The organism is Salinibacterium sp. dk2585, assembly GCF_008001035.1.
In the GTDB taxonomy this organism is placed as follows: Bacteria; Actinomycetota; Actinomycetes; order Actinomycetales; family Microbacteriaceae; genus Homoserinimonas.
In genome coordinates, this window is record NZ_CP042856.1 from 1,078,470 (window position 1) to 1,097,530 (window position 19,061).

General features: G+C 64.1%; 25 protein-coding genes. 16 read left to right on the forward strand and 9 right to left on the reverse strand.

From position 1 onward, the window contains the following. Window positions 1–72: 72 nt before the first annotated feature. From FVA74_RS05060 to FVA74_RS05070, 3 genes are all read right to left on the reverse strand, one after another. Entirely contained in the window at window positions 73–885 is an 813-nt protein-coding gene (locus tag FVA74_RS05060) for a hypothetical protein (RefSeq protein WP_147720891.1), read from the reverse strand. Window positions 886–995: 110 nt separating this feature from the next. Then, on the reverse strand, window positions 996–1,541 hold the full coding sequence (locus tag FVA74_RS05065) for an RNA polymerase sigma factor (RefSeq protein ID WP_147720893.1): 546 nt from the start codon (window positions 1,539–1,541) through the stop codon (window positions 996–998). A 97-nt stretch (window positions 1,542–1,638) separates the two neighbouring features. Further along, window positions 1,639–2,109, reverse strand: coding sequence for a GNAT family N-acetyltransferase (locus FVA74_RS05070; protein ID WP_147720895.1), 471 nt, complete (start codon window positions 2,107–2,109; stop codon window positions 1,639–1,641). Between the two features lie 134 nt (window positions 2,110–2,243). Here FVA74_RS05070 and FVA74_RS05075 point away from each other — a divergent pair, with 134 nt between their 5' ends. Together FVA74_RS05075 and FVA74_RS05080 are read left to right on the forward strand one after the other, a co-directional pair. Further along, complete coding sequence (locus tag FVA74_RS05075; RefSeq protein ID WP_147720897.1) at window positions 2,244–2,456, forward strand: DUF1304 domain-containing protein; 213 nt, start codon at window positions 2,244–2,246, stop codon at window positions 2,454–2,456. Between the two features lie 79 nt (window positions 2,457–2,535). Then, window positions 2,536–3,492 carry an L-lactate dehydrogenase gene (locus tag FVA74_RS05080; RefSeq protein ID WP_147720899.1) on the forward strand — a complete coding sequence of 319 codons (957 nt, stop codon included), beginning with the start codon at window positions 2,536–2,538 and terminating at the stop codon, window positions 3,490–3,492. Window positions 3,493–3,627: 135 nt separating this feature from the next. Here FVA74_RS05080 and FVA74_RS05085 read toward each other — a convergent pair whose 3' ends face one another. Continuing rightward, window positions 3,628–4,335 (reverse strand): GntR family transcriptional regulator, encoded by a 708-nt coding sequence (locus FVA74_RS05085; protein ID WP_147720901.1) that lies wholly within the window; start codon window positions 4,333–4,335, stop codon window positions 3,628–3,630. Window positions 4,336–4,639: 304 nt separating this feature from the next. Between FVA74_RS05085 and FVA74_RS05090 the strand changes: the two genes are divergently transcribed. From FVA74_RS05090 to FVA74_RS05115, 6 genes are all read left to right on the forward strand, one after another. Further along, the gene (locus FVA74_RS05090) at window positions 4,640–5,458 is read left to right on the forward strand and encodes a transporter substrate-binding domain-containing protein (protein ID WP_168220057.1); all 819 of its coding nucleotides are present in this window, start codon (window positions 4,640–4,642) and stop codon (window positions 5,456–5,458) included. 94 nt (window positions 5,459–5,552) lie between these two features. Next, on the forward strand, window positions 5,553–6,269 hold the full coding sequence (locus FVA74_RS05095) for an amino acid ABC transporter permease (RefSeq protein WP_147720905.1): 717 nt from the start codon (window positions 5,553–5,555) through the stop codon (window positions 6,267–6,269). Continuing rightward, entirely contained in the window at window positions 6,266–6,940 is a 675-nt protein-coding gene (ehuD, locus tag FVA74_RS05100) for an ectoine/hydroxyectoine ABC transporter permease subunit EhuD (RefSeq protein ID WP_147720906.1), read from the forward strand. The genes FVA74_RS05095 and ehuD overlap by 4 nt, the downstream gene beginning before the upstream one ends. 47 nt (window positions 6,941–6,987) lie before the next feature. Then, complete coding sequence (ehuA, locus tag FVA74_RS05105) at window positions 6,988–7,776, forward strand: ectoine/hydroxyectoine ABC transporter ATP-binding protein EhuA (RefSeq protein ID WP_304610602.1); 789 nt, start codon at window positions 6,988–6,990, stop codon at window positions 7,774–7,776. Window positions 7,777–7,824: 48 nt separating this feature from the next. Further along, complete coding sequence (locus tag FVA74_RS05110) at window positions 7,825–9,030, forward strand: amidohydrolase (RefSeq protein ID WP_147720908.1); 1,206 nt, start codon at window positions 7,825–7,827, stop codon at window positions 9,028–9,030. Continuing rightward, window positions 9,030–9,983, forward strand: a complete 954-nt coding sequence (locus tag FVA74_RS05115) for a dihydrodipicolinate synthase family protein (RefSeq protein ID WP_147720910.1) — start codon at window positions 9,030–9,032, stop codon at window positions 9,981–9,983. The genes FVA74_RS05110 and FVA74_RS05115 overlap by 1 nt, the downstream gene beginning before the upstream one ends. On the opposite strand, the gene FVA74_RS13730 is transcribed toward FVA74_RS05115, so the two are convergent. Then, window positions 9,973–10,152, reverse strand: coding sequence for a hypothetical protein (locus FVA74_RS13730; RefSeq protein WP_240792314.1), 180 nt, complete (start codon window positions 10,150–10,152; stop codon window positions 9,973–9,975). The genes FVA74_RS05115 and FVA74_RS13730 overlap by 11 nt on opposite strands. 33 nt (window positions 10,153–10,185) lie before the next feature. On the opposite strand from FVA74_RS13730, the gene FVA74_RS05120 reads away from it, so the two are divergent. From FVA74_RS05120 to FVA74_RS05130, 3 genes are all read left to right on the forward strand, one after another. Then, window positions 10,186–11,316 (forward strand): dihydroorotase family protein, encoded by a 1,131-nt coding sequence (locus FVA74_RS05120; protein WP_240792315.1) that lies wholly within the window; start codon window positions 10,186–10,188, stop codon window positions 11,314–11,316. 73 nt (window positions 11,317–11,389) lie between these two features. After that, a complete protein-coding gene (locus FVA74_RS05125; protein ID WP_240792342.1) occupies window positions 11,390–12,118 on the forward strand; it encodes an SDR family oxidoreductase in 729 nt (242 codons plus the stop codon). A 41-nt stretch (window positions 12,119–12,159) separates the two neighbouring features. Then, window positions 12,160–12,945: an SDR family oxidoreductase gene (locus tag FVA74_RS05130; protein ID WP_147720914.1), complete on the forward strand. Its 786-nt coding sequence runs from the start codon at window positions 12,160–12,162 to the stop codon at window positions 12,943–12,945. A 91-nt stretch (window positions 12,946–13,036) separates the two neighbouring features. Here the strand turns inward: FVA74_RS05130 and FVA74_RS05135 are convergent, their stop codons facing one another. Then, a complete protein-coding gene (locus FVA74_RS05135; protein ID WP_147720917.1) occupies window positions 13,037–13,540 on the reverse strand; it encodes an O-acetyl-ADP-ribose deacetylase in 504 nt (167 codons plus the stop codon). Between FVA74_RS05135 and FVA74_RS05140 the strand changes: the two genes are divergently transcribed. Then, a complete protein-coding gene (locus tag FVA74_RS05140; RefSeq protein WP_147720919.1) occupies window positions 13,531–13,848 on the forward strand; it encodes a nuclear transport factor 2 family protein in 318 nt (105 codons plus the stop codon). The two genes, FVA74_RS05135 and FVA74_RS05140, sit on opposite strands and share 10 nt — an antisense overlap. 82 nt (window positions 13,849–13,930) lie before the next feature. Here FVA74_RS05140 and FVA74_RS05145 read toward each other — a convergent pair whose 3' ends face one another. Continuing rightward, window positions 13,931–14,329, reverse strand: a complete 399-nt coding sequence (locus FVA74_RS05145; protein WP_147720921.1) for a tautomerase family protein — start codon at window positions 14,327–14,329, stop codon at window positions 13,931–13,933. A 119-nt stretch (window positions 14,330–14,448) separates the two neighbouring features. Between FVA74_RS05145 and FVA74_RS05150 the strand changes: the two genes are divergently transcribed. Together FVA74_RS05150 and FVA74_RS05155 are read left to right on the forward strand one after the other, a co-directional pair. Continuing rightward, window positions 14,449–15,066, forward strand: coding sequence for an NAD(P)-dependent oxidoreductase (locus FVA74_RS05150; protein ID WP_147720923.1), 618 nt, complete (start codon window positions 14,449–14,451; stop codon window positions 15,064–15,066). Window positions 15,067–15,191: 125 nt separating this feature from the next. Next, a complete protein-coding gene (locus FVA74_RS05155) occupies window positions 15,192–15,587 on the forward strand; it encodes a PLDc N-terminal domain-containing protein (RefSeq protein WP_147720925.1) in 396 nt (131 codons plus the stop codon). Window positions 15,588–16,109: 522 nt separating this feature from the next. On the opposite strand, the gene FVA74_RS13570 is transcribed toward FVA74_RS05155, so the two are convergent. Then, window positions 16,110–16,250: a hypothetical protein gene (locus FVA74_RS13570; RefSeq protein ID WP_168220061.1), complete on the reverse strand. Its 141-nt coding sequence runs from the start codon at window positions 16,248–16,250 to the stop codon at window positions 16,110–16,112. Window positions 16,251–16,673: 423 nt separating this feature from the next. On the opposite strand from FVA74_RS13570, the gene FVA74_RS05160 reads away from it, so the two are divergent. Together FVA74_RS05160 and FVA74_RS05165 are read left to right on the forward strand one after the other, a co-directional pair. Further along, window positions 16,674–18,173, forward strand: coding sequence for an ATP-binding protein (locus FVA74_RS05160; protein ID WP_168220062.1), 1,500 nt, complete (start codon window positions 16,674–16,676; stop codon window positions 18,171–18,173). Beyond that, window positions 18,170–18,829 (forward strand): response regulator transcription factor, encoded by a 660-nt coding sequence (locus FVA74_RS05165; RefSeq protein ID WP_147720929.1) that lies wholly within the window; start codon window positions 18,170–18,172, stop codon window positions 18,827–18,829. The genes FVA74_RS05160 and FVA74_RS05165 overlap by 4 nt, the downstream gene beginning before the upstream one ends. Window positions 18,830–18,913: 84 nt before the next feature. Here FVA74_RS05165 and FVA74_RS13575 read toward each other — a convergent pair whose 3' ends face one another. Continuing rightward, window positions 18,914–19,054 carry a hypothetical protein gene (locus FVA74_RS13575; RefSeq protein ID WP_168220063.1) on the reverse strand — a complete coding sequence of 47 codons (141 nt, stop codon included), beginning with the start codon at window positions 19,052–19,054 and terminating at the stop codon, window positions 18,914–18,916. Window positions 19,055–19,061: the final 7 nt, after the last annotated feature.

Genomic DNA, 19,061 nt, shown 5'->3' on the forward strand with positions numbered 1-19,061 from the left:
CAGGGACGCCTGACGTGGGCCACGCGAAGGTGCCGCTGAGCGGCGCGACTGCACAGACGGACCCGTCCGGGGTCACGGGGCCGAACTGACGACCTGCGTGTCTACCGCAGAGTACGACACGGTCGTTCCCGCAGGGACTGCACCCATCGCTGTCGTAGTGACCTCTCGCTCTCCGATGTAGCGCCCGGTGGCGGGGTCGATGATGATCTCCAGGCGGTCATGGGCGCCGGTTGGTTCAACGCTGAAGGCAGTTCCGGTCCGACCGTCGAGCACGGCGGTGTCCTGAGTAATCCGGATGCTTGGGAGCAGCGCGATCGCTTCGTAAAGCACGGCCCGCTGCGGCGCACTCATGGTGCCATCCCGCAGTAGCTCTGCCGCGAAGTGGAGGACGCCCTCGTCGCTGGGGTCGGTGGTGGCCCGCAGATAGGTGAGGGCCTCTCTCGGAGCATCGGGAAGATCGCCGAGGTCTACGTCCCCACCGAGCTCGCGCAATTCGATGAAGCGGCCGTTTGCAGCATGTGTGACCTGTACTATCCCGCTCGCCAACGTGGATTCCCAGTCGCGTTGCGCTGCGTCTTGCGCGCCGTCTCCATAGAAATCTGTCGCCGGTTTCGCGGTGACACGCTGTACCCAGTTCTCGGTGTTGTCGCTAGGCATCCATACTTCTGTCGTCGAAGGCGCGATGTAGCCGGTGACGGTGCCGTTGGCGTCTGATTCGCCAGCGAAGTAGGCGGCGTCGGTCGTCACCTTCAGGTACTGGCCGGGGCCGACGACCGGGTCGGCGACCGTGATCGTCTGCGCAGACGCAACACGGAGCACTTCGGCGGCTTTCGCCGCGGGCATCCCGGGCAAGATGACGCCGGCCGCGACGATCGCCGCCGCCACGGGCAGTGCTGCCATGCCGAGGACCAGCCCTCGAGGGTGCCGACTGGGCGGATGCTCGACGCTTTCCTTGACGATGCTACGGAGGGCGGCGCGTTGAGGACTGGTGAGGGTCATAGCGATGTCCTGACTTCAGTGGTGGCCAATACAGGGGAGAGCTGGGCGGCGAGCCGCTGTTTTGCCCGGTGGAGGCGGGACTTGACAGTCCCCGCCGGAATGGAGAGCATCTTCGCGGCCTCCGCCTCGCTAAGGCCCTCGATCACGCAGAGGGTCACAACGTCCCGGTGCGCTTTGGTGAGCTCGCTCAAAGCGCTGAGCGCGGGGCCGTCGTCATCAATCGCCTCAACGTGCGGTGCCGGCGGAACCCTCTCAAGCAGGTCCCGGTAGCGCCGTGCAGATCGCGAGACGTTCCGCGCGGAGTGTCCCGCGGTGACCAACAGCCACGGCAGGAGCGATCCGTCCACAAATCGCACGCTCGCTCTCTTGCGCCACGCTTCGAGAAAGGTGATTCCCACGACATCCTTGGCGTCGTCGTGAGTTGGAACGAGTGCGAGGCAGTGGCGGAAGATCCTTTGCTCGTGCCGGTCGAATATGCGTGCGAACGCTTCGCCGTCTCCTGCCAGTGCCAGCTGCCATTCCTCGGCGTCGGTGGTGCTCATACCTGTAATGTCCGGCACCCCTCAGAAAGTTCCATCGGCGCCGATCTGTTTGAAATTCATGGACTGAGCAGAATCGGCATCGGCAACGGCCGCGCTTTCAGGTGCTCGGCGACGCGTTCTCGGGGACAAGGCGCTTCTCGAAGCAGCGCGTCGATGGCGAATCTTTCCAGTAGCCATAGCCCGGGATGGGCGTGTAGCCAGACCCGGCGTAGAGGTTCATGGCCTCTGGTTGCTCGGTGCCGGTCTCCAGCCTCAGCGTCTCAACCCCGAGGCGGCGCGCGAGATCTTCGGCGCCAGCCAGCAGTATGCGGCTGAGCCCTCTGCCCCGAGCGGACTTCTCCACGAACATCCGCTTGATCTCGCCGATCTCGCCATCGTGAGAGACGGCCACGCAACCGAGTGCCTCGGCACCTAGATAGAGGAGAAGGACTGGATCATCCGCTGCCGGGCGAGGGCCTGTCGTGTCTGAGCCGTAACGCTGCATCAACTCACGCTCCTGGATCGCGAACAGCGCGAGGGCGGGCGGATGATCGGCTCTCGATTCGACGAGGTGCGGCTCGGGCGACATGGATTCACCCTAAAACAGCGACGAACGCGCCGGTCCGCTGCGAGAGCGACGAGGTGTGAGCCGCCGGAGTTCCGCCTCTTGTCGGCGGACCCAGACAGGCATAGTCTCGCCTCCTGCACAGAGGGAGAAGCCTCATGGTTGTTGTCGGTCTCGTACTCGCGGGGTTCGCGGCGCTCATTCACGTCTTCATCTTCTATCTGGAGTCCATAGCCTGGACCAGGCCGCGGGCAAGGGCGACGTTTGGGATGACCGAAGCGGAGGCGGAGGCAACCAAGGAACTCGCGTTCAACCAGGGCGCGGTTCCGCTGCTTGCTGTCATCGCGCTGGCACTCGGCCTGGCGCTGTAGTTGCGCACTGCAGAATACTCAGCGCGGGGGAGGGACTATTGGCCGAGTCACGGAGGCCTGAGCCTGACATCATGAGCACATGAGCGCATCCGGGAACACCAAACTCGCCGTGATCGGCGCAGGGAGTGTCGGCACCTCGCTGGCCTACGCCGCCCTCATCCGCAACTCCGCCCGCGAGGTCGTGCTGTACGACGTCGACGCGGCCAAGGCTGAGGCGGAGGTGCTCGACCTCGCCCATGGCACCCCGTTCACCGGTGCTTCCCGCATCAGCGGCGGGGCTGAGATCGACGCGGTGGCGGATGCCGACATGATCGTGATCACTGCGGGCGCCAAGCAGAAGCCGGGACAGACCCGACTGGACCTCGCCGCGACCAACGCCGGCATCCTCGAGCAACTCATGCCGCAGCTTCTCGAGCGTGCCCCAAATGCAGTCTTCCTGCTGGTCACCAACCCGTGCGACGTGCTCACTGTTGTCGCCCAGCAGATCGCGCAACTGCCCACCGGGCGGGTGTTCTCCTCCGGCACCCTGCTTGATTCGGCGCGGCTCCGTTGGCTGATCGCCGAGCGCGCCGGCATCGCGGCGCGGAGCGTGCACGCGCACATCGTGGGCGAACACGGCGACACCGAGTTCCCGCTCTGGTCGAGCGCCCGCATCGGCCCGACCCCGATCCGCGAATGGAGCGGCCCCGATGGTGAGCTGCTCTTCCCCGAGGCCGTGCTCGATCAGATTAGCTACGACGTGGTGCGCTCCGCCGACCGGGTCATCGCAGGCAAAGGTGCCACGAACTACGCGATCGGCCTCTCGGGAGCGCGCATCGTCGAGGCCGTTCTGCGCAATGAACGCGCGATCATGCAGGTCAGCTCGGTGCTGCAGAACTACCGCGGAATCAACGGGGTGGCCCTTAGCATGCCCTCGATCGTCGGTTCCGGAGGTGTCGAGCTGGTGCTCGACGTGCCAATGGATGCTGCCGAGTTCGGCCACCTGCAGGCCTCGGCCGACGCCCTTCGGGCGTCCGCTACGTCGATCGGGTACTGAGCGTCGATTGCTGACCGGCACGGCTCGGATTGCGGATCGCGGAGGATGGCGTGCCTGTGGTCCAGAACAGGAGCCCATGTCGCCGCGGCGGCTTGACAGCGCACCCGACGCAATCCGGCGCGAGCCTGGCCAGGCTCAGATGTCTGACAGTGGTGGCAACTCGTTCGCGAAGTGGCGCGTTCCGAGTCGGCCCAGAGAGTAGTCAGTGTGACGAATCACTGCCTCGTGGGCGCCCTGAGGGTCAGAGGCAAGGATGGCATCCGCGATGTCTTTGTGCAGCTCGACGAGCACTGTCGCCTCATCGGGAAGGCCCGGTGCCAGCCGCAGATAGCGGTCGGATGCATCGAGCAGAGAGAGAGTCATGGCGTGGAGGCGCGGCTGAACAGTCGCATTCACGATGAGGTGATGGAACTCGCGGTGCAGCGTGTATGAGGCGCCGTGGTCTTCGGCCATGTACGCCTCGGACATGCGGGCGATCACGTCGGCAAGGTGGTCTTTGTCGACAGCATCGGACTCGACAGCCACGCGGACGGCTGCCGCTTCAACGACCTTGCGGGTTTCGTAGATATCGCGCAAATCCTCGATTGAGATCGGTTCGACTGTGGCGCCGAGGTTCGCCTCGAATCGTACGAGCCGCTCGCCTTCCAGACGACGCAGTGCCTCACGCACGGGCACTGCGCTCACGGCCATGCGTGTCGCGGTCGCTGCGACCGGTAGCGAGGCCCCCGGGCGGTGAAACCCTTCGAGGATCTCCCGCCGCAGCTGGGCGTGAATGCGATCCACCGTCGATAACACCGGCGTCTCTCGCGTGCTGCGGCGGCGACTGTCTTCACTGCGAACCATGGAGCTCTCACTCTTCCTCGTCGTCGGGGGTGGCACGGAACAAGCCCAGATTACGCCCCGGGGGAGAGCGTTACATATATTATACGATCACGTTTCGGCTCTGTAAAATGCAGGCGAGCTCGTTGACCGTGCAAATTCAAATAATATACGTTGTCCACAACGCGGCGGCTAGCAGCCTCCCGGTTACCCAAACATCTCGTGTGAGCAACAATATTTCAGGATTGGACCGCGTGCCATGGACCGTAGAACATCTCTCAAGAAAACCCGAACCGTCACCGCCGCGCTGGGAGCTATCGCTCTCGCTGTGTCGCTCGTGGCATGTGGGGCCGACACCGGCAGCAACGGCGCCGCGCCGGCCGCCGCTGATGAACCGGCGCTCCTCACGAAGATGAAGGCGGAGGGCGCCATCCTCGGCATGGTCGACTCGCCGCCGACCAGCTTCGTCGAAAGTGATGGAACCCCGGCCGGGTTTAGCAGCCTCGTCACGATGGAGATATTGAAGCGAATGGGCGTCACCGAATTCGGCGCCCTCGTCACAGATTTTCCTGGCGCCATCCCGGCGCTCATGGCGCAACGCTCCGACATCCGTATCGGCGGGCTCACACCGAATGACGAGCGTTGCCCTGTGATGGCCTTCACGAAGCCCTCGCATGTCCTCACCTATGCCTTCGCGGTGAAGCCGGGCAACCCACTCGATCTGCACAGCCTCGCTGACCTTGCCGCGACGAACTCCAAGCTCGGCACGCAGGGTGCGACCACGCAGGAGCGCGTTGCCATCGAGGTCATGGGCGGCAGCGAGAACATCGTCATCTTGCCCGACCGTCAGAGCGGCATCGACGCTTTGCGCACAGACCGGGTAGACGCCTTTGTTGCACCACTGGAGACGCTTGTGCAGTTGCAGTCGACGAACCCTGGTGCCTTCGACATTGCCGACGGCATCGTGCCCGACCTTCCCATCCTGGCGCAGGCGAGCGTCGTGCGGAACGAGGACAAAGACTTCGTCGAGGCCTACGACAAGATCTTCGACGAGCTGGTCGCTGAAGGCTGGCTCGAGGAGCTGTCCGACGAGTACGGATTCGACTTCTCGCTGCTCTCATCGCCCGAGCTGACCACCTGCGACTGACGCAGGGGCACTGGGTGCAGGAGTCGAACACACCCCTGCACCCAGTGTTGCGTCGCTCGCTCAAACATCGCCATTGAGAGAAAGCGTGCAGTAGATGGATCTGTCTTGGCTTGAAGCCTCAGCCAGCCCACTGTTTCAGGGCATGTGTACTACGTTGCTGGTCTTCTTCGGCTCGATCATCATCGCCACGGTCATAGGGGTGCTGGTCGGCGCGCTGCGCTTGTCGCGCTCGTCGATCGTTCGCGGTATCGCCTGGGTGTACGTGGAGTTCTTCCGGGGCGTTTCGGTCATCGTCCTCATCTTCTGGGCATTCTTCGTGCTCCCCCTGTTGGGAATCCACCTCAGCACCCTGGTCACCTCGTGGCTCGTGATCGGTCTCAACCAGAGCGCCTTCATCGCTGAGATCGTGCGCGGTGGCATTCAGGCCGTTCCACGAGGTCAGATCGAAGCGAGCATCGCTATCAACCTCAGCCCTCTGACGCGGCTCCGCAACATCGTCTTCCCGCAGGCGCTGCCGATCATGCTCCCGCCCTACGCCAACCAGCTCGTCAACACGCTCAAAGAGACGGCCGTCGTCTCACTCATTGGGCTCGCAGACCTGACCTTCAGCGCCAACGAACTGCGAACGCACATCGGTCACTCACTCGAGATGTTCTTGAGCATCGGGATCATCTACCTCCTGCTCGCCTATCTCTTGACCCAGCTCACCAAGTGGCTCGAGACAAAGACTCGGGTCGAGCCGTTACGAGGCTCCAGCGCGAACAAGAATCGACGACTCAGCAAGTCGCTTACCGAAGGGCTTTCCTCATGAACTGGGACTGGGGATACGCAATAAGCATCATGCCCATGCTGCTCAACGGGCTGTTGGTCACCGTGGTCGTGACCCTCATCGCCACCGCATTCGGCCTCGCCGGGGGGCTGCTCCTCGGCATCGTGTCGTCGATGCGCATTCCGTTCTTTTCCAAGATCGCCGACGGCTATGTGATCGTGTTTCGTAACTCGCCCTTCTTGGTACAGCTGTATCTGATCTTCTTCGCGCTGCCCGAGATCGGCATCGTGCTGACTCCGCAGGTGAGCGGCGTACTGGGCCTCGGCTTGTTCATCTCGGCCTACATGGCCGAGGTGTACCGCGCAGGCATCGCATCGGTGCCGGTGGGCCAGTGGGAGGCGACGACTTCGATAAACCTGTCGAAGTTCCACACCTGGACACGGGTGATTCTTCCGCAGGCAATCCCGCCGATCATTCCCATGCTCGGCAACTACGCCAACCTGGCGTTCAAGCTCAGCGCGTACGTCGCCGTCATCGGCACGGTAGAGCTGTTCGGAACCGCGCTCCGACTGGGAGAGCAGTCATACCGCTATATAGAGCCGTTCACGCTTGTCGGCCTCCTCTACCTGGTGGTGAGTGTCGCGGCAACCATATCGCTGCGCCAGTTGGAGAAGCGGATGCAGCGTAATCGCCCGCAGATGGCGGACCTGTGAGCAACACCATGTCAGAGACAGACCTAGAGAGAGTGGGAGTCCACGCTGTGAGTGGAATTGAAGCTGTGAACCGGACCCAAGCGATGGTGGAGTTCAGGAACGTCGTCAAGCAATACGACGCCACCGTGCTCGACAGCTTGAACCTGTCAGTCGCGCCAGGTGAGAAGGCGGTCATCATCGGGCCGAGCGGTTCAGGCAAGACGACGATTCTGCGCATCCTCATGACCCTCGTGCGTCCCGACGAAGGCCATGTCTTCATCGATGGTGAGCCGCTGTGGCATATGGAGAAGAAGGGCGAGCTGGTCGACGCGGATGAGAAGCATCTGCGTTCCATGCGCAACTCGCTGGGCATGGTGTTCCAGCAGTTCAACCTGTTCCCGCACATGACGGTGTTGCGCAACGTCACAGAGGGCCTTATACGAGTGAAGGGCATGGCGAAGGACGAGGCCGAGCATGAGGCGCTCGCGAACCTTGAAAGGGTGGGCCTACGACACAGGGCAAAGGATCACAGCTGGCAGCTATCAGGTGGGCAGCAGCAGCGGGTAGCCATCGCCCGCGCGATTGCGCTCAAGCCTCGCGTGCTGCTGTTCGACGAGGTGACGTCTGCCCTCGACCCCGAGCTGGTCGGTGAGGTCCTCGAGGTGATCCGCGACCTCGCGGTCAACACGAACATCACCATGCTGTTCGTCACTCATGAAATGAGCTTCGCGCGCGATATAGCCGACCGGGTCATCATGTTCGACCGCGGACGCGTCGTCGAGCAGGGGCCGCCTGCTCAGATATTTGACAGCCCCCAGGAAGAACGCACTCAGAACTTCCTGCGAAAGGTCGGCTGATATGTGTGCCGTCACTGGCCGGCGGGGCCAAGCACGGGGGGATGCGAAATGAGCGAGCACTCGCGTCTGCTCATCACCGATGTGCGGTTGCCTTTCGGCGATGCTGAGTCCCTCGATCTCTTGATCGAGGGTGAGCGAATCGCGCGAATCGAGCCCAGCATCGAGGCAGGGCCGAACGATCGCGTTGAGCGAGCCAACGGGCGTCTTGCGCTGCCCGGTTTCGTCGACGCGCACTGCCACCTCGACAAGACCCTGGTGGGCCGCCCCTGGCACTCGCATCGTGCGGGCAACAGCGTCGCCGAGCGGGTGCGAATCGACCATGAGCTGAGACGCGGGCTTGGAATGCCGAGCGTTCACAACACGACCGCGCTGGTCGAGCAGATCATCAGAAGTGGCACGACATCGGTGCGCACGCACACCGAGATCGACACAGAAGTCGGCCTTGCCGGCGTGGAGGTCGTCAGCGCAGTCGCCGAGCGATTCCGCGGTGACATCACGATTCAGCAGGTCGCGTTTCCTCAATCAGGAATGCTCGCGGATGCTGCCGTCGAGGGACTCCTGTCCGAGGCCATCGACCGCGGTGTGAGGGTCATCGGCGGGCTCGACCCCGCCGGTGCGGAACGGGATCCGGTGGGACATCTCAACCGGATCTTCGCGCTCGCGGTGGCGAAGGACTGCGAAATCGACCTGCACCTGCACGACCCCGGCGAGTTGGGGGCATGGGAGCTTGACCTCATCAGCGAACGCACGCGCGTGGAGGGATTATCGGGCCGAGTGAACGTGAGCCACGCGATCGCCTTGGGGCAGGTGGATGCTGGACGCCAGGCGCGCTTGGCCGAGGCAATGGCGGCAGCGGGGGTGTCAATGACGACGTGTGTCGCCCACAATGATCCGCCGCCTCCCGTGGAGCTGCTCTTCGACTCAGGCGTGTTGCTCACGGCGGGCAATGACAGCATTCGCAACACCTGGTCCCCGTTTGGGACGGGCGACATGCTCGAAAGGGCCTGGATTCTCGCGGTGCGCTGCGGGCTCCGCACAGACGAGCAGCTTCAGCTGGCGCTCACCATTGCCTCGGCGCACGGTAGCGCGCTCGTGCGGGGCGAAGGCACGAGCGCACTCGAGGTTGGCTCGATCGCCGACCTCGTGCTGGTCGATGCTCTCAACGTTGGTGATGCACTAGCGCGTCGGCCGGCCCGTGACCTTGTCGTGCATCGCGGCCGTGTGTCCGCCCGAGCGACCCCGGAAGCCGCCTAGTGCATCGTCCAAGAACCGATTGGCAAGTAACAAAGGAGAGTGCCCCCTTGAGAGGGAACATTTTAGAACTCAACGGTGTCGCCCACATCGCCTTGACGCCGTTCAACGAGGACGAAACGATCGACTTCACCGGCATCGAGAACATCGTTGACGAGGCGGTGAATGTCGGATGCACGGCGGTCGTTCCCCTGGGGATCATGGGGGAGTCACACAAGTTGCTCGACTCCGAACGCGATGAGGTGTTGCGCGCCTATGTCGAACGGGCTGGTGACCGGCTTCACGTGATTGCGGGCATCACCTCCGAGTCGACAGCGGTCGCAGTTGCGCGGGCTGAGAGTGCCTTGCGTCTCGGAGCGACCGCAGCCATGATGGCTCCTCCCCGCAACTTCAAGCCCGGGCCTGGGCTCGTCGAACACTATCGAGCGGTTGCCCGGACGGGCATTCCCGTGGTGGTTCAAGATGAGCCGGTGACGACCGGCGTGATCATGCCGGGTGAGTTCATCGGTCAACTCGCTGAGATTCCCGGGGTGTTCTGCGCGAAGGTCGAAGAAGCGCCGAGCCCCCCGAAGGTGTCCGCGATTCTGGAGCACGCCCCGAACCTGCTCTGCTTGGGCGGGCTGGGTGGTGTGGCCATCTACGAAGAGTTGGCTCGCGGTGCGGTCGGCATCATGACCGGTTTCGGCTTTCCGGGCATCCTTGTCCAGATCTGTGAGCGCTATCTTGCCGGCGACCATGCAGAGGCGCGGCGCATCTTCCACCACTACCTGCCGATCATCCGTTTCGAGGCGCAGCTGGGAGTCGGCGGTGTGGCCATTCGCAAGCAGCTGTTCTACGAGCGGGGTCTCATTGCCACCCCGCTCGCCCGCAGGCCGGCACGGCCGGTGGATGCGCGCACGGTAGAGGAGCTCGGTGAGTTGCTCGACATTCTGGAGCTGAGGAACACTAATGATTGAGATTCTGCGTGGCGCTCGACTTTTCGAGTCGCCGGAGGCTGGTCCGCGCGACATCGTCATCGATGGCGGCGTCATCGTTGCCGTCACCCAGGCGGGTGCAGCCGAGGGCGGCGCGGTCATCACCGACCTCGACGGCCTGGAGATCATGCCGGGGGCGATCGACGCTCACGTGCATCCGATACACGATGAGACATTCGCGTCAGTGGCGCAGGCGGCCGTGCATGGTGGTGTGACGACAATAGCCAACCAGCTGTACCCGCAAAGCGATGAAACAGCCGCTGCCGCGATCGATCGCATGATCGCCGAGAGCGTCGGCGGTACGGCCGACTATGCAGCGCATGTTCGATGGGATCGCACACGCGGCCTCGAGGATCTGCTCGGCGCGGCGGAGGCAGGCGCGATCTCGATCAAGGTCTTTCTCGCGCACCCTGACAAGCAGATTCAAAGCAGTCTGGGCGACCTCGTGAAAGCCATGTCGTCGGCGGGAAAGGCCGGGCTCCTGACGCTCGTGCACGCCGAGTTGGGCGACGTCGTCGATGACTTGGGTGCCGTCGGCCTCGGCTCAATGGGGTCGATGCGCGAGGTGAATGCATGGCGATCGACGGCGATCGAAGCGTCGGCGGTGCGCGCCGTTGCCGTGGTCGCACAAGCGGTGGGTGCGCCCGTCTACATCGTGCACGCGTCGTGCGAGGAGGGCGTCCGTGAGGCCTCCGAGGCGAAACTGCGGGGGACCGAGGTGTATGTGGAATCGTGCCCGCACTATCTGTTTCTTGATCTCGATGATGTGCCGCCGGGCGGGCAGGGTTTTGTCCTGCCCCCACTCCGCGAACGCGGCGATCGGGATGCTCTGCGCCGTGCCGCGGCGAGTGGACTCGTCGATACGCTCGGGAGCGACCATTGCGGTCATGGCCCGGCCGCGAAGCCGACGCACCAGATCGCTGGAGCGAAGGCGGGTCTCCCGGGTCTTGAGTCAATGCTGCCGCTCATCGTGGATGCCGTGATCGGCGACGACCCATGGTTATCACGGCAGCGAGCGGTGCAACTGCTGTCGTCGAATGCGGCGTCGGTCTTCGGTCTGGCAGGCAAGGGCTCGATCGACGTGGGTTTCGACGCCGACCTCGTCGCGATTGACCCAGCCGGCCAGCGGCGCCTCTCGGTGGCGGATTTCCATGACGCGGCCAACTACAGCCCCTACGAGGGCATGACGACGCGCGGCAGCATCGCGAGGGTGTGGCGGCGTGGTCAGCTCGTGGTGCGTGACGGCGAGGCGCATTCAACCGGTGGCGGGCGTTTCGTACGCGGCTCTGGGGCTCAGCGTCGGGGCGGTGCGTGATGGTGCTTGGTGTCAGTTCGCGGCGCGTGAAAGGGAGTGTCTGGTGGATCTAGGGCTGAAGGATCGGGTCTTCGTGACTACGGGGTCGACGAGTGGCCTGGGTGGCGCGTGTGCTGAGGCCCTGTTGGCGGAGGGTGCCCGTGTAGTGATCTCCTCGCGCGCTCAGGCGCGAGTGGATGCATCGGTGGCCTCTCTGGAGGAGCGCTTTCCCGGCCAGGTGCTCGGAGTGGCAGCCGACTTGGTAGATGGGGACGCTGCGGAGCGCGTCGTCGGCGGTGCGGTCGAGAAGTGGGGGCGGCTCGACGGTGCCATCATCAGCGGTGGTGGCCCGCCGGTAGGCGGTGTCATGGTCGCGACAGACGAGCAATGGCTGAGTGCGTTTGAGAGCGTCTTCTTGGGCCCGTTGAGGGTGGCGAGGCGGGCAGCTTCCCTGATGTCTGAAGGTGGATGCATCGCGATGGTGCTGTCGGGCAGTGCATTGGCACCTATTCCAGATCTGGCGCTGTCGAATGGACTTCGGCCTGGTGTGGCGATGACGATGAAGACGCTCTCAGATGAGCTAGCTGGGTCGCGCATTCGCACCGTGGGGCTTGTGCCGGGGCGCATTGCGACGTCGCGCACGCTCGAGTTGGACAGTGCGCACCCAGAAGTGTCGGAGCGTCGCAACAAGGCCATCCCGGCGGGCCGCTTGGGCACGCCGGAGGAGTTTGCACGGGTGGCGACGTTCATGGTGTCGCCCGCGGCGTCGTATGTGAATGGCACGTCGATCGTGATCGATGGCGGTGCGCGGCGGGCGCCGTGACGGTCGAGTAGCAGTTTCAGGTTTGAGACAAGGAGAGATCGATGGATCTGGGTATAACGGGTAAAGGCGCGCTTGTGTTGGGCGCGGGAGGTGGCCTCGGTGGGGCGATCGCGAAAGCGTTGGCGCGTGAGGGTGTGCGTGTCGCGGTGGGAGATTTCGTCGAGGATGCTGCCAATGGCACTGTGGCGGCGATCAGGGAGGCCGGTGGTGAGGCCGTTCCGTTGATCTGGGATCTTGCTGATCTTGCCGCGATGGATGCTGCTCTCGATCGTCTGGAGAAGGACCACTGGCAGGTCGACATCGTGGTGCACATCACGGGCGGGCCGCCGCCGAGTCCTGTGTCGGGCCAGTCGGATGACGTGTGGCGTGACCATTTCAACAGCATGGTGCTGCCGATCATTCACCTCACGGATCGGGTACTGCCAGGGATGAAGGCGCGGGGCTGGGGGCGCATCATCACAAGCACGAGCTCAGGGGTAGTGACGCCGATTCCGAACCTCGGGCTGTCGAACGCGCTGCGGTCGGCGCTGCTCGGGTGGTCGAAGACGTTGGCCCGCGAAGTCGGCCCGTCCGGTGTCACTGCGAACCTGGTAGTTCCTGGTCGCGTGGCGACGAAGCGCATCACCTTCCTTGATGAGGCGAAGGCTGAGCGTGAGGGTCGGGATGTGAACGACGTGACAGCAGAGAGCGTGTCGTCGATTCCGGTCGGTCGATACGGCGACCCCGATGAGTATGCTGCGGCGGTTGCGTTCTTGGCGAGCGTGCAGGCGGGGTACATCACCGGTACGACGCTGCGTGTGGATGGGGGCCTCATCCCGTCGATCTGAATCTCGATAGAGGCGATCGCGGGAATCCATCACCGATGTCGTTGGTGAATGCGCTCGCACAGGCACCAGCGACATCGGGGCATCCGTCGGCTTAGGCCTCGCGAAGTAGTCCCTCGATGCGCCGGTACGTCGCCTCGTCGAACGCGACCACGCGGACATCCTCGACCGCCGTCTCGGCAGTCCGGATCGTGTCGACAGCGGCGGCGACCGCGTCATCCTTCGGCCAGCCGTAGGCGCCCGCGCTGATCAGCGGGAACGCGATACTGCGCGCACCGAGCTCGTCCGCGACGGCCAGTGAGCGACGGTAGCAGGACTCGAGCAGACCGCGGTCGCGCTCTCCGGCAGCGTAGTTCGGGCCGACCGTGTGGATCACCCACCGCGCCGGAAGGTCGCCCGCGGTCGTCCACCCTGCATCGCCCGTCGCCAGCCCGCGAGGGAACCGGGCGATGCAGTCCTCCAGCACCGCCGGGCCGCCCGCGCGATGGATCGCGCCGTCCACGCCGCCCCCACCGCGCATCCGATTGTTCGCGGCGTTGACGATCGCGTCGACGTCTTGTGTGGTGATGTCGCCGAGCACGGCGCTGAGTGCGGTCATGCCAGCACTCTAAACTTCCTGGCACAGACGCCCGGCAATCGAAGGTTCTCGCCCACGGCCAGATCCTCGACCGACAGCGCGTCATCGACTCCCTCACGGATGCACCGCAGTGGCGCAGCTATGACATCGCGAACGAACGACTCATCACTTTGAGCCACGACCACGCGATTCTCGTCTACACCGGCCGGGCCTACCGAGACGCGGGGGAGCCCGCGTTCAGTGCGCTCATGTCCAGCGTCTACACCCGCCAAGGGGACGCCTGGCGACTCGCCCTCTACCAGCAGACGCCCGTCCCCGCCGAGGCGTAGAGCCGGGTACTTCGGCCCACACCGGCGCCTCATCGACCGTCACGACGAGTCTCGGGCCCGCTTCGCTCCGGCTTCCCGTCGGTCAGACGTTAATGTCGAAGCCGAGATCGATGTCCGAGGCTGGCAGCCCGGCCCTCGTTCCCCAGTTCTCTTGCGAGATCTCGTGCAGGATCACCGTCACGTGGTCTCGCGGGATGCCGACCGCTTCGTGAAGCCGGTTGGAGAGCTCTGCGAACAGATGGCGTTTCGCATCGATGCTGCGACCGGCGAAGCAATCGATCGTCACGAGCGTGTATCGGTCTGGTTCTGCGAGCCCGTCGGGGGTTGTGAAGCGAGTCGGTGGGTGCTCGATCAACCGTGCACCGCGATCCTCCTGCGGTATCCGAAACGCGACGACCAGCGCCTCGTGCACGGCGTCCAGGATTGCTGCAGCCGCGTCGTCCGTGTACTGACGCCGTACCTCAACCAGTGCCTTGGGCATATCGATCCTTTTCACGCGAAGTGCACGTCATCGAGGACCAGGGCGTGTCTTCGAGGCACCCACCGGGATGAGGGCGGTGGGCAATGTGCGGGAGTCACGTCTGACTCTAGGGTGATCTCGTGAAGATCATCGTATTTGGGGCAAGCGGCGGGGTAGGGCAGCGCGTCGTCGAGCGTGCAGCCGCGGCTGGCCATGAGGTCACCGCGTTCGTTCGGAACCCGGAGAAGCTCGGCCCCCACGAGGGCGTGACTGTGGTGCAGGGCGATGCCTTCGATGCTGAGGCAGTCGCCTCCGCTATCGAAGGGCACGACGCGGTCGTCTCCTGCCTCTCATCGTCGACCGCATTGAAGAAGTCTGATGAGCTCGCCCGCATGACCCGCAACATTGTCGAGGGAATGCAGCGCGGTGGCGTCAATCGCATTGTGTACTGTGCGTCTGCGGGCGTCGATGGTGAACTCCCCGGTGCGATCGGCAAGACAGTGATGTGGATGCTGCGCTACCCGCTTGCCGACCATGCCGCCGCTCTCGGCCTGATCGCGGCGGCCGGGCTCGATGCGACGATTGCGCGCCCCATGTCGCTCACGAATGATCCATACGCCGACTACGTGGAGACGATGGACGGCGCGCCCGAGGGTTCGAAGCCGATCCCGCGGGCCTCGGTCGCCGACTTCATGGTGAAAGCACTCGAAGAGCCGCAGGCGTACAGCGGCACATCGGTCGGCTTGGGGCTCCCGTAGTAGCCCCCGAGAAGCCTCGGGAATCGAGCAGTGTGACTTAGGACCCAAGCACACGACTCGGCCTCTGTCACTCTGCTAGAAACGATGCGTTCCGAGCATCGCTCTCTATCAGGAGGAATAGCGATATGAACGGTTTTTACGGCTTCTGGGACGTCATCGGCACCGTGTTCTGGGTCTTTGCGTTCGTCGTCTATCTGATCGCGGTGTTCGCCGTCATCGGCGACCTGTTCCGTGACGAATCCCTGAACGGATGGTGGAAGGCGCTGTGGGTGCTGGCGCTGGTGTTCCTCCCGTTCATTACCGTGCTCGTGTATCTCGTCGCCAGAGGATCCGGGATGCGCAAGCGCGCTGAACAGGCGGCCAATGACGCGCAGAAGGCGACCGCGGACTATGTGCGCAGTTTGGGCGTGGCGCACTCGCCGGCCGATGAGATCGCCAAGAGCAAGGCGCTCTTGGATGAGGGGACCATCACTGCGGAGGAGTACGAGAAGCTCCGCGCGCGCGCCCTTCAGTGGACGTGAGACGGTTAAGGTCGACCGCCGGGCGTGCATACAGGTCTACGAACTCGGTCAGGCGCGCCCACGCGGTGTCTCCCTCTCCCAGTGCGGAGAATGACCCGTCGACCTCGTAGATCCCGCGAGGCGTCGCGCATACGAGAACCCCAAGGTCTTCCGGTGTCGACGCGCGGTGATCCTCGTCGAGGAGCAGGCTCTCAGGCGGGTTCCACCCGCGAATCGCAACGAGGTACTCGTAGGTGAGGTGATCCGGTGGGTCGATCGAGAGGAATCTCACGGTGTTCCCCGTAGCGAGTGCAGAAGACGCATGCAGCGCAGTGTCCTCGGGAGAACACGCGGGGGAGGAGATGAGGATGATTCGCCCAATTCGACGGCGCTGGCGCACGATCCGTCGTTCCAGCGGAACCGCGCCGAGGGCCTGCCGCGCGCGGGCGATCCATACGATTTGAGCGTACGTCTCGGCTAGCTGGGCGGTCGCGCTCCTTTGGTGGGCATCGACTGTGCTGCCAGCCGTGTGTGTGTGCATGCCTACCGCAGCCTCTCCTTGGCCGGGCTCACGGGAACGGCCACGTACTCGGTGAAGTCGATGGAGTACGTCGGCGGCAGTGCGATTGCCGCCGGGTCAATAACAGTGGCCCAAGCAGATGGCCACGCAGACGTCGTTTCCATGACGGCCTCCTTGGTTCTGAAAGCCCATACTCACCCTCAACGCGCTCCGCGATCGGGCCAAACGTCCCACCGCCGAGGCCTCCCCACAGGCCATTTTCGGCTGCGAAGGGGGCCGTCATGCCGGGGGACCTTGGTCCCATCTCCCTCAGCGATCTCGGCATTAGATGATCGCGCTCGTAGCGGAATCAGGGGTTGGCGAAGGGGGTGGGCAAAACGGATGTTGCGCTGTTTACTTTGTCCATGTGAACAAGCCTCGACGCAAGCAGCCGGGTGCAACCGGTCAACGGTTGTCGGATGCGTAGTCGATGAACCCGAAGAGGAGAATCGATTATGAATGGTCGCGAGGGGGATAGCACATACTCCTACGGCACCGGCCGCGAGGCTGAGCGAACGGTCAGGCAGGTCGCCGAGCAGCCAAGCCCCATGTCGCGCGCAGATCCTCGGGTGAATCCCTTGTTTCTCGCCCTGGAGAGAATGAGCGCAGCCATCGAGACCAGGGCCGTTCTGCAGCGATTCGTCGATGTCGCGGTCGACATGGTCGGGGCAGAGCGCGCGGTGCTGGAAATCGATGACCGAGGTGGAAGACGTTCCGAGCTCATCATGGCGACCCGCGACGGTGATGTCGACCGAGAACCGTGGACGCATGGCAACGCCGCAGAGAACGACGAACGCTGGCATTCCTTGCCGGTTCGCCTCGGGAACGGCCCTTTCGGCACCCTCCACCTGCGCAGCGGGGACCAGAGACGCCTGGAGCGTGAGGACATCGAGCTCGCAGCGGGACTCGCAAACCTCGCAGGCAACTTGATTCGAAGCGCCATCCTCTATCAGGAGATCGAAGTGCGGGAGCAATGGGGCAACGCGTCTTCTCGTGTCAGCACCGCGCTGCTGGCGGTCGACCCGCATGAGAGCTTGCGGACGATCGCGGCCGAACTCGCGGCCGAGCGCAAGGGGGAGAGAATCGCCGTGCTGCAGCCTGGCCCCGCATCCGGATCGATTCGAGTCGTGGCGGTCGAAGGGCCCGACCGTGAACGATGCGTCGGCAGGACCTACTCGGCCGGCGAGACGCTGGGAGCCAGTGTGCTGGGAGATGGCATGCCCCGCGCCACCGGTGCCCGAACCAGTCACGGCCCGGAGACGCTCTCCCTCGAGACCGATGGCATGAGGGGTCCCGTGCTGTTCTTCGCCATCACGCGTCAGAAGCGGGTCTGCGCGGTGCTGGCGGCGGCCAGGCAGCCTGGTTCCCCCGAGATCAGCGACACAGAAGTGCACGCTGCCGCTGATTTTGCCGAGCGCATGTCCTTGGTCTTGGATCTCGCCGTAGCTCGTGAGGCGCATGAACGATCAACCGATCGCGCTCGCATAGCGAGGGACCTGCATGACCACGTCATACAGATCCTCTTCAGTGTGGGCCTGGACCTGAAGAATGTCCTGAGCCGAAACTCCAACGTGCTCGAGGAGGCCCTCAGCGCGAGCCTGATCGATCGTATCGATGACGCCATCCGGCGGATAAGAACGACCATCTTCTCCATCAACCCCGCCCCGCCTGAGTCGGCCCGACAGGCGCTGATGGACCTGGCGGAGGAAGCCTCGCGCCTGCTACCCCAGCCGGTGAACATGAACCTCTCGGGCCCGATCGACACGATGGTGACTGGCTCCTTGCTCAATGACGTCACCGCGGTCGCCCGTGAGATGCTCGCCAATGTGGTGAGGCACTCAGGCGCCGATCGGGTAGAGATGGATGTTGCAGTGCTCGATGGCTCCTTCGTGCTGACCGTTGAGGACGACGGGGTAGGCATGTCGGCGACGCCGCCAAACGGTGGGCTGGCCAACATGCGTAAACGGGCGCTGGCGCGCGGGGGCTCATTTGAAGTCTCGAAGAAGCCACGCCGGACATCTGCGACCTGGGTCGTGCCCCTGCCATGACACTCACGATCCCGCCCCGCCCCATTCGCGTCTTTCTGGTCGACGACCACGAGGTCGTGAGGCTCGGCATTGCCAGCGTGCTGAGGGCCGACCCGGGGCTGGAGGTCGTCGGCGAGGCAGCGAACTTCCACACGGCTCTCAGAAGGGTCCCGGCGCTTGCCCCTGAGGTGATGATCGTCGATGTTCGCCTCCCTGACGGGAGCGGAATCGACCTGTGCCGACAACTTCGCTCACTCAACTCGGCCATCAAGTGCCTGCTCTTCACCGCGTACGACGACGACGAAGCGAGTCGCAGCGCCATCCTTGCCGGTGCCTCGGGCTACATCCTGAAGAATGTGGGGGCGTTCGATCTCGCCGCAGCCGTACGCGCGGTAGCCGGCGGGGCGACGCTCATGCACCAGATGGCCGCGCAACGGATTCGCTCGTCCTTCGCTGCCGGAGATGCGCCTGATCCCCGCTTCGCCTCGCTCGGTCTCCGCGAGCGACAGATCCTTGCGCTCATCGGTGAGGGCCTCACGAATCGCCAGATCGGGCAGCGGCTCGGGCTGGCGGAGAAGACGATCAAGAACTACGTCTCCGGTCTTCTGGTCAAGCTTGGGATCGAACGACGCACTCAGGCAGCAATCCTCAACGCGCAGTGGCGCAGCAGGGGATGAGGCGACCACAGACGATTCCGTTCGGGATCGCGGGATTCCTCACTCGCGACTGCTGCACGGATGGGTGACACATCGTCGTGTGGCTCAGACGTTGCTGCTCGAGCCCCACGCTGTCCCGCCGTGCTCGTCGGCGTCGTTGAGTGCGCGAATCAGGGCGTCGACATCCAGCGGTTGCGTAATCGGCAACGAGGCATCCTCGGGGGTGTACCGCGCGGAATCAGTCATGCAGCTC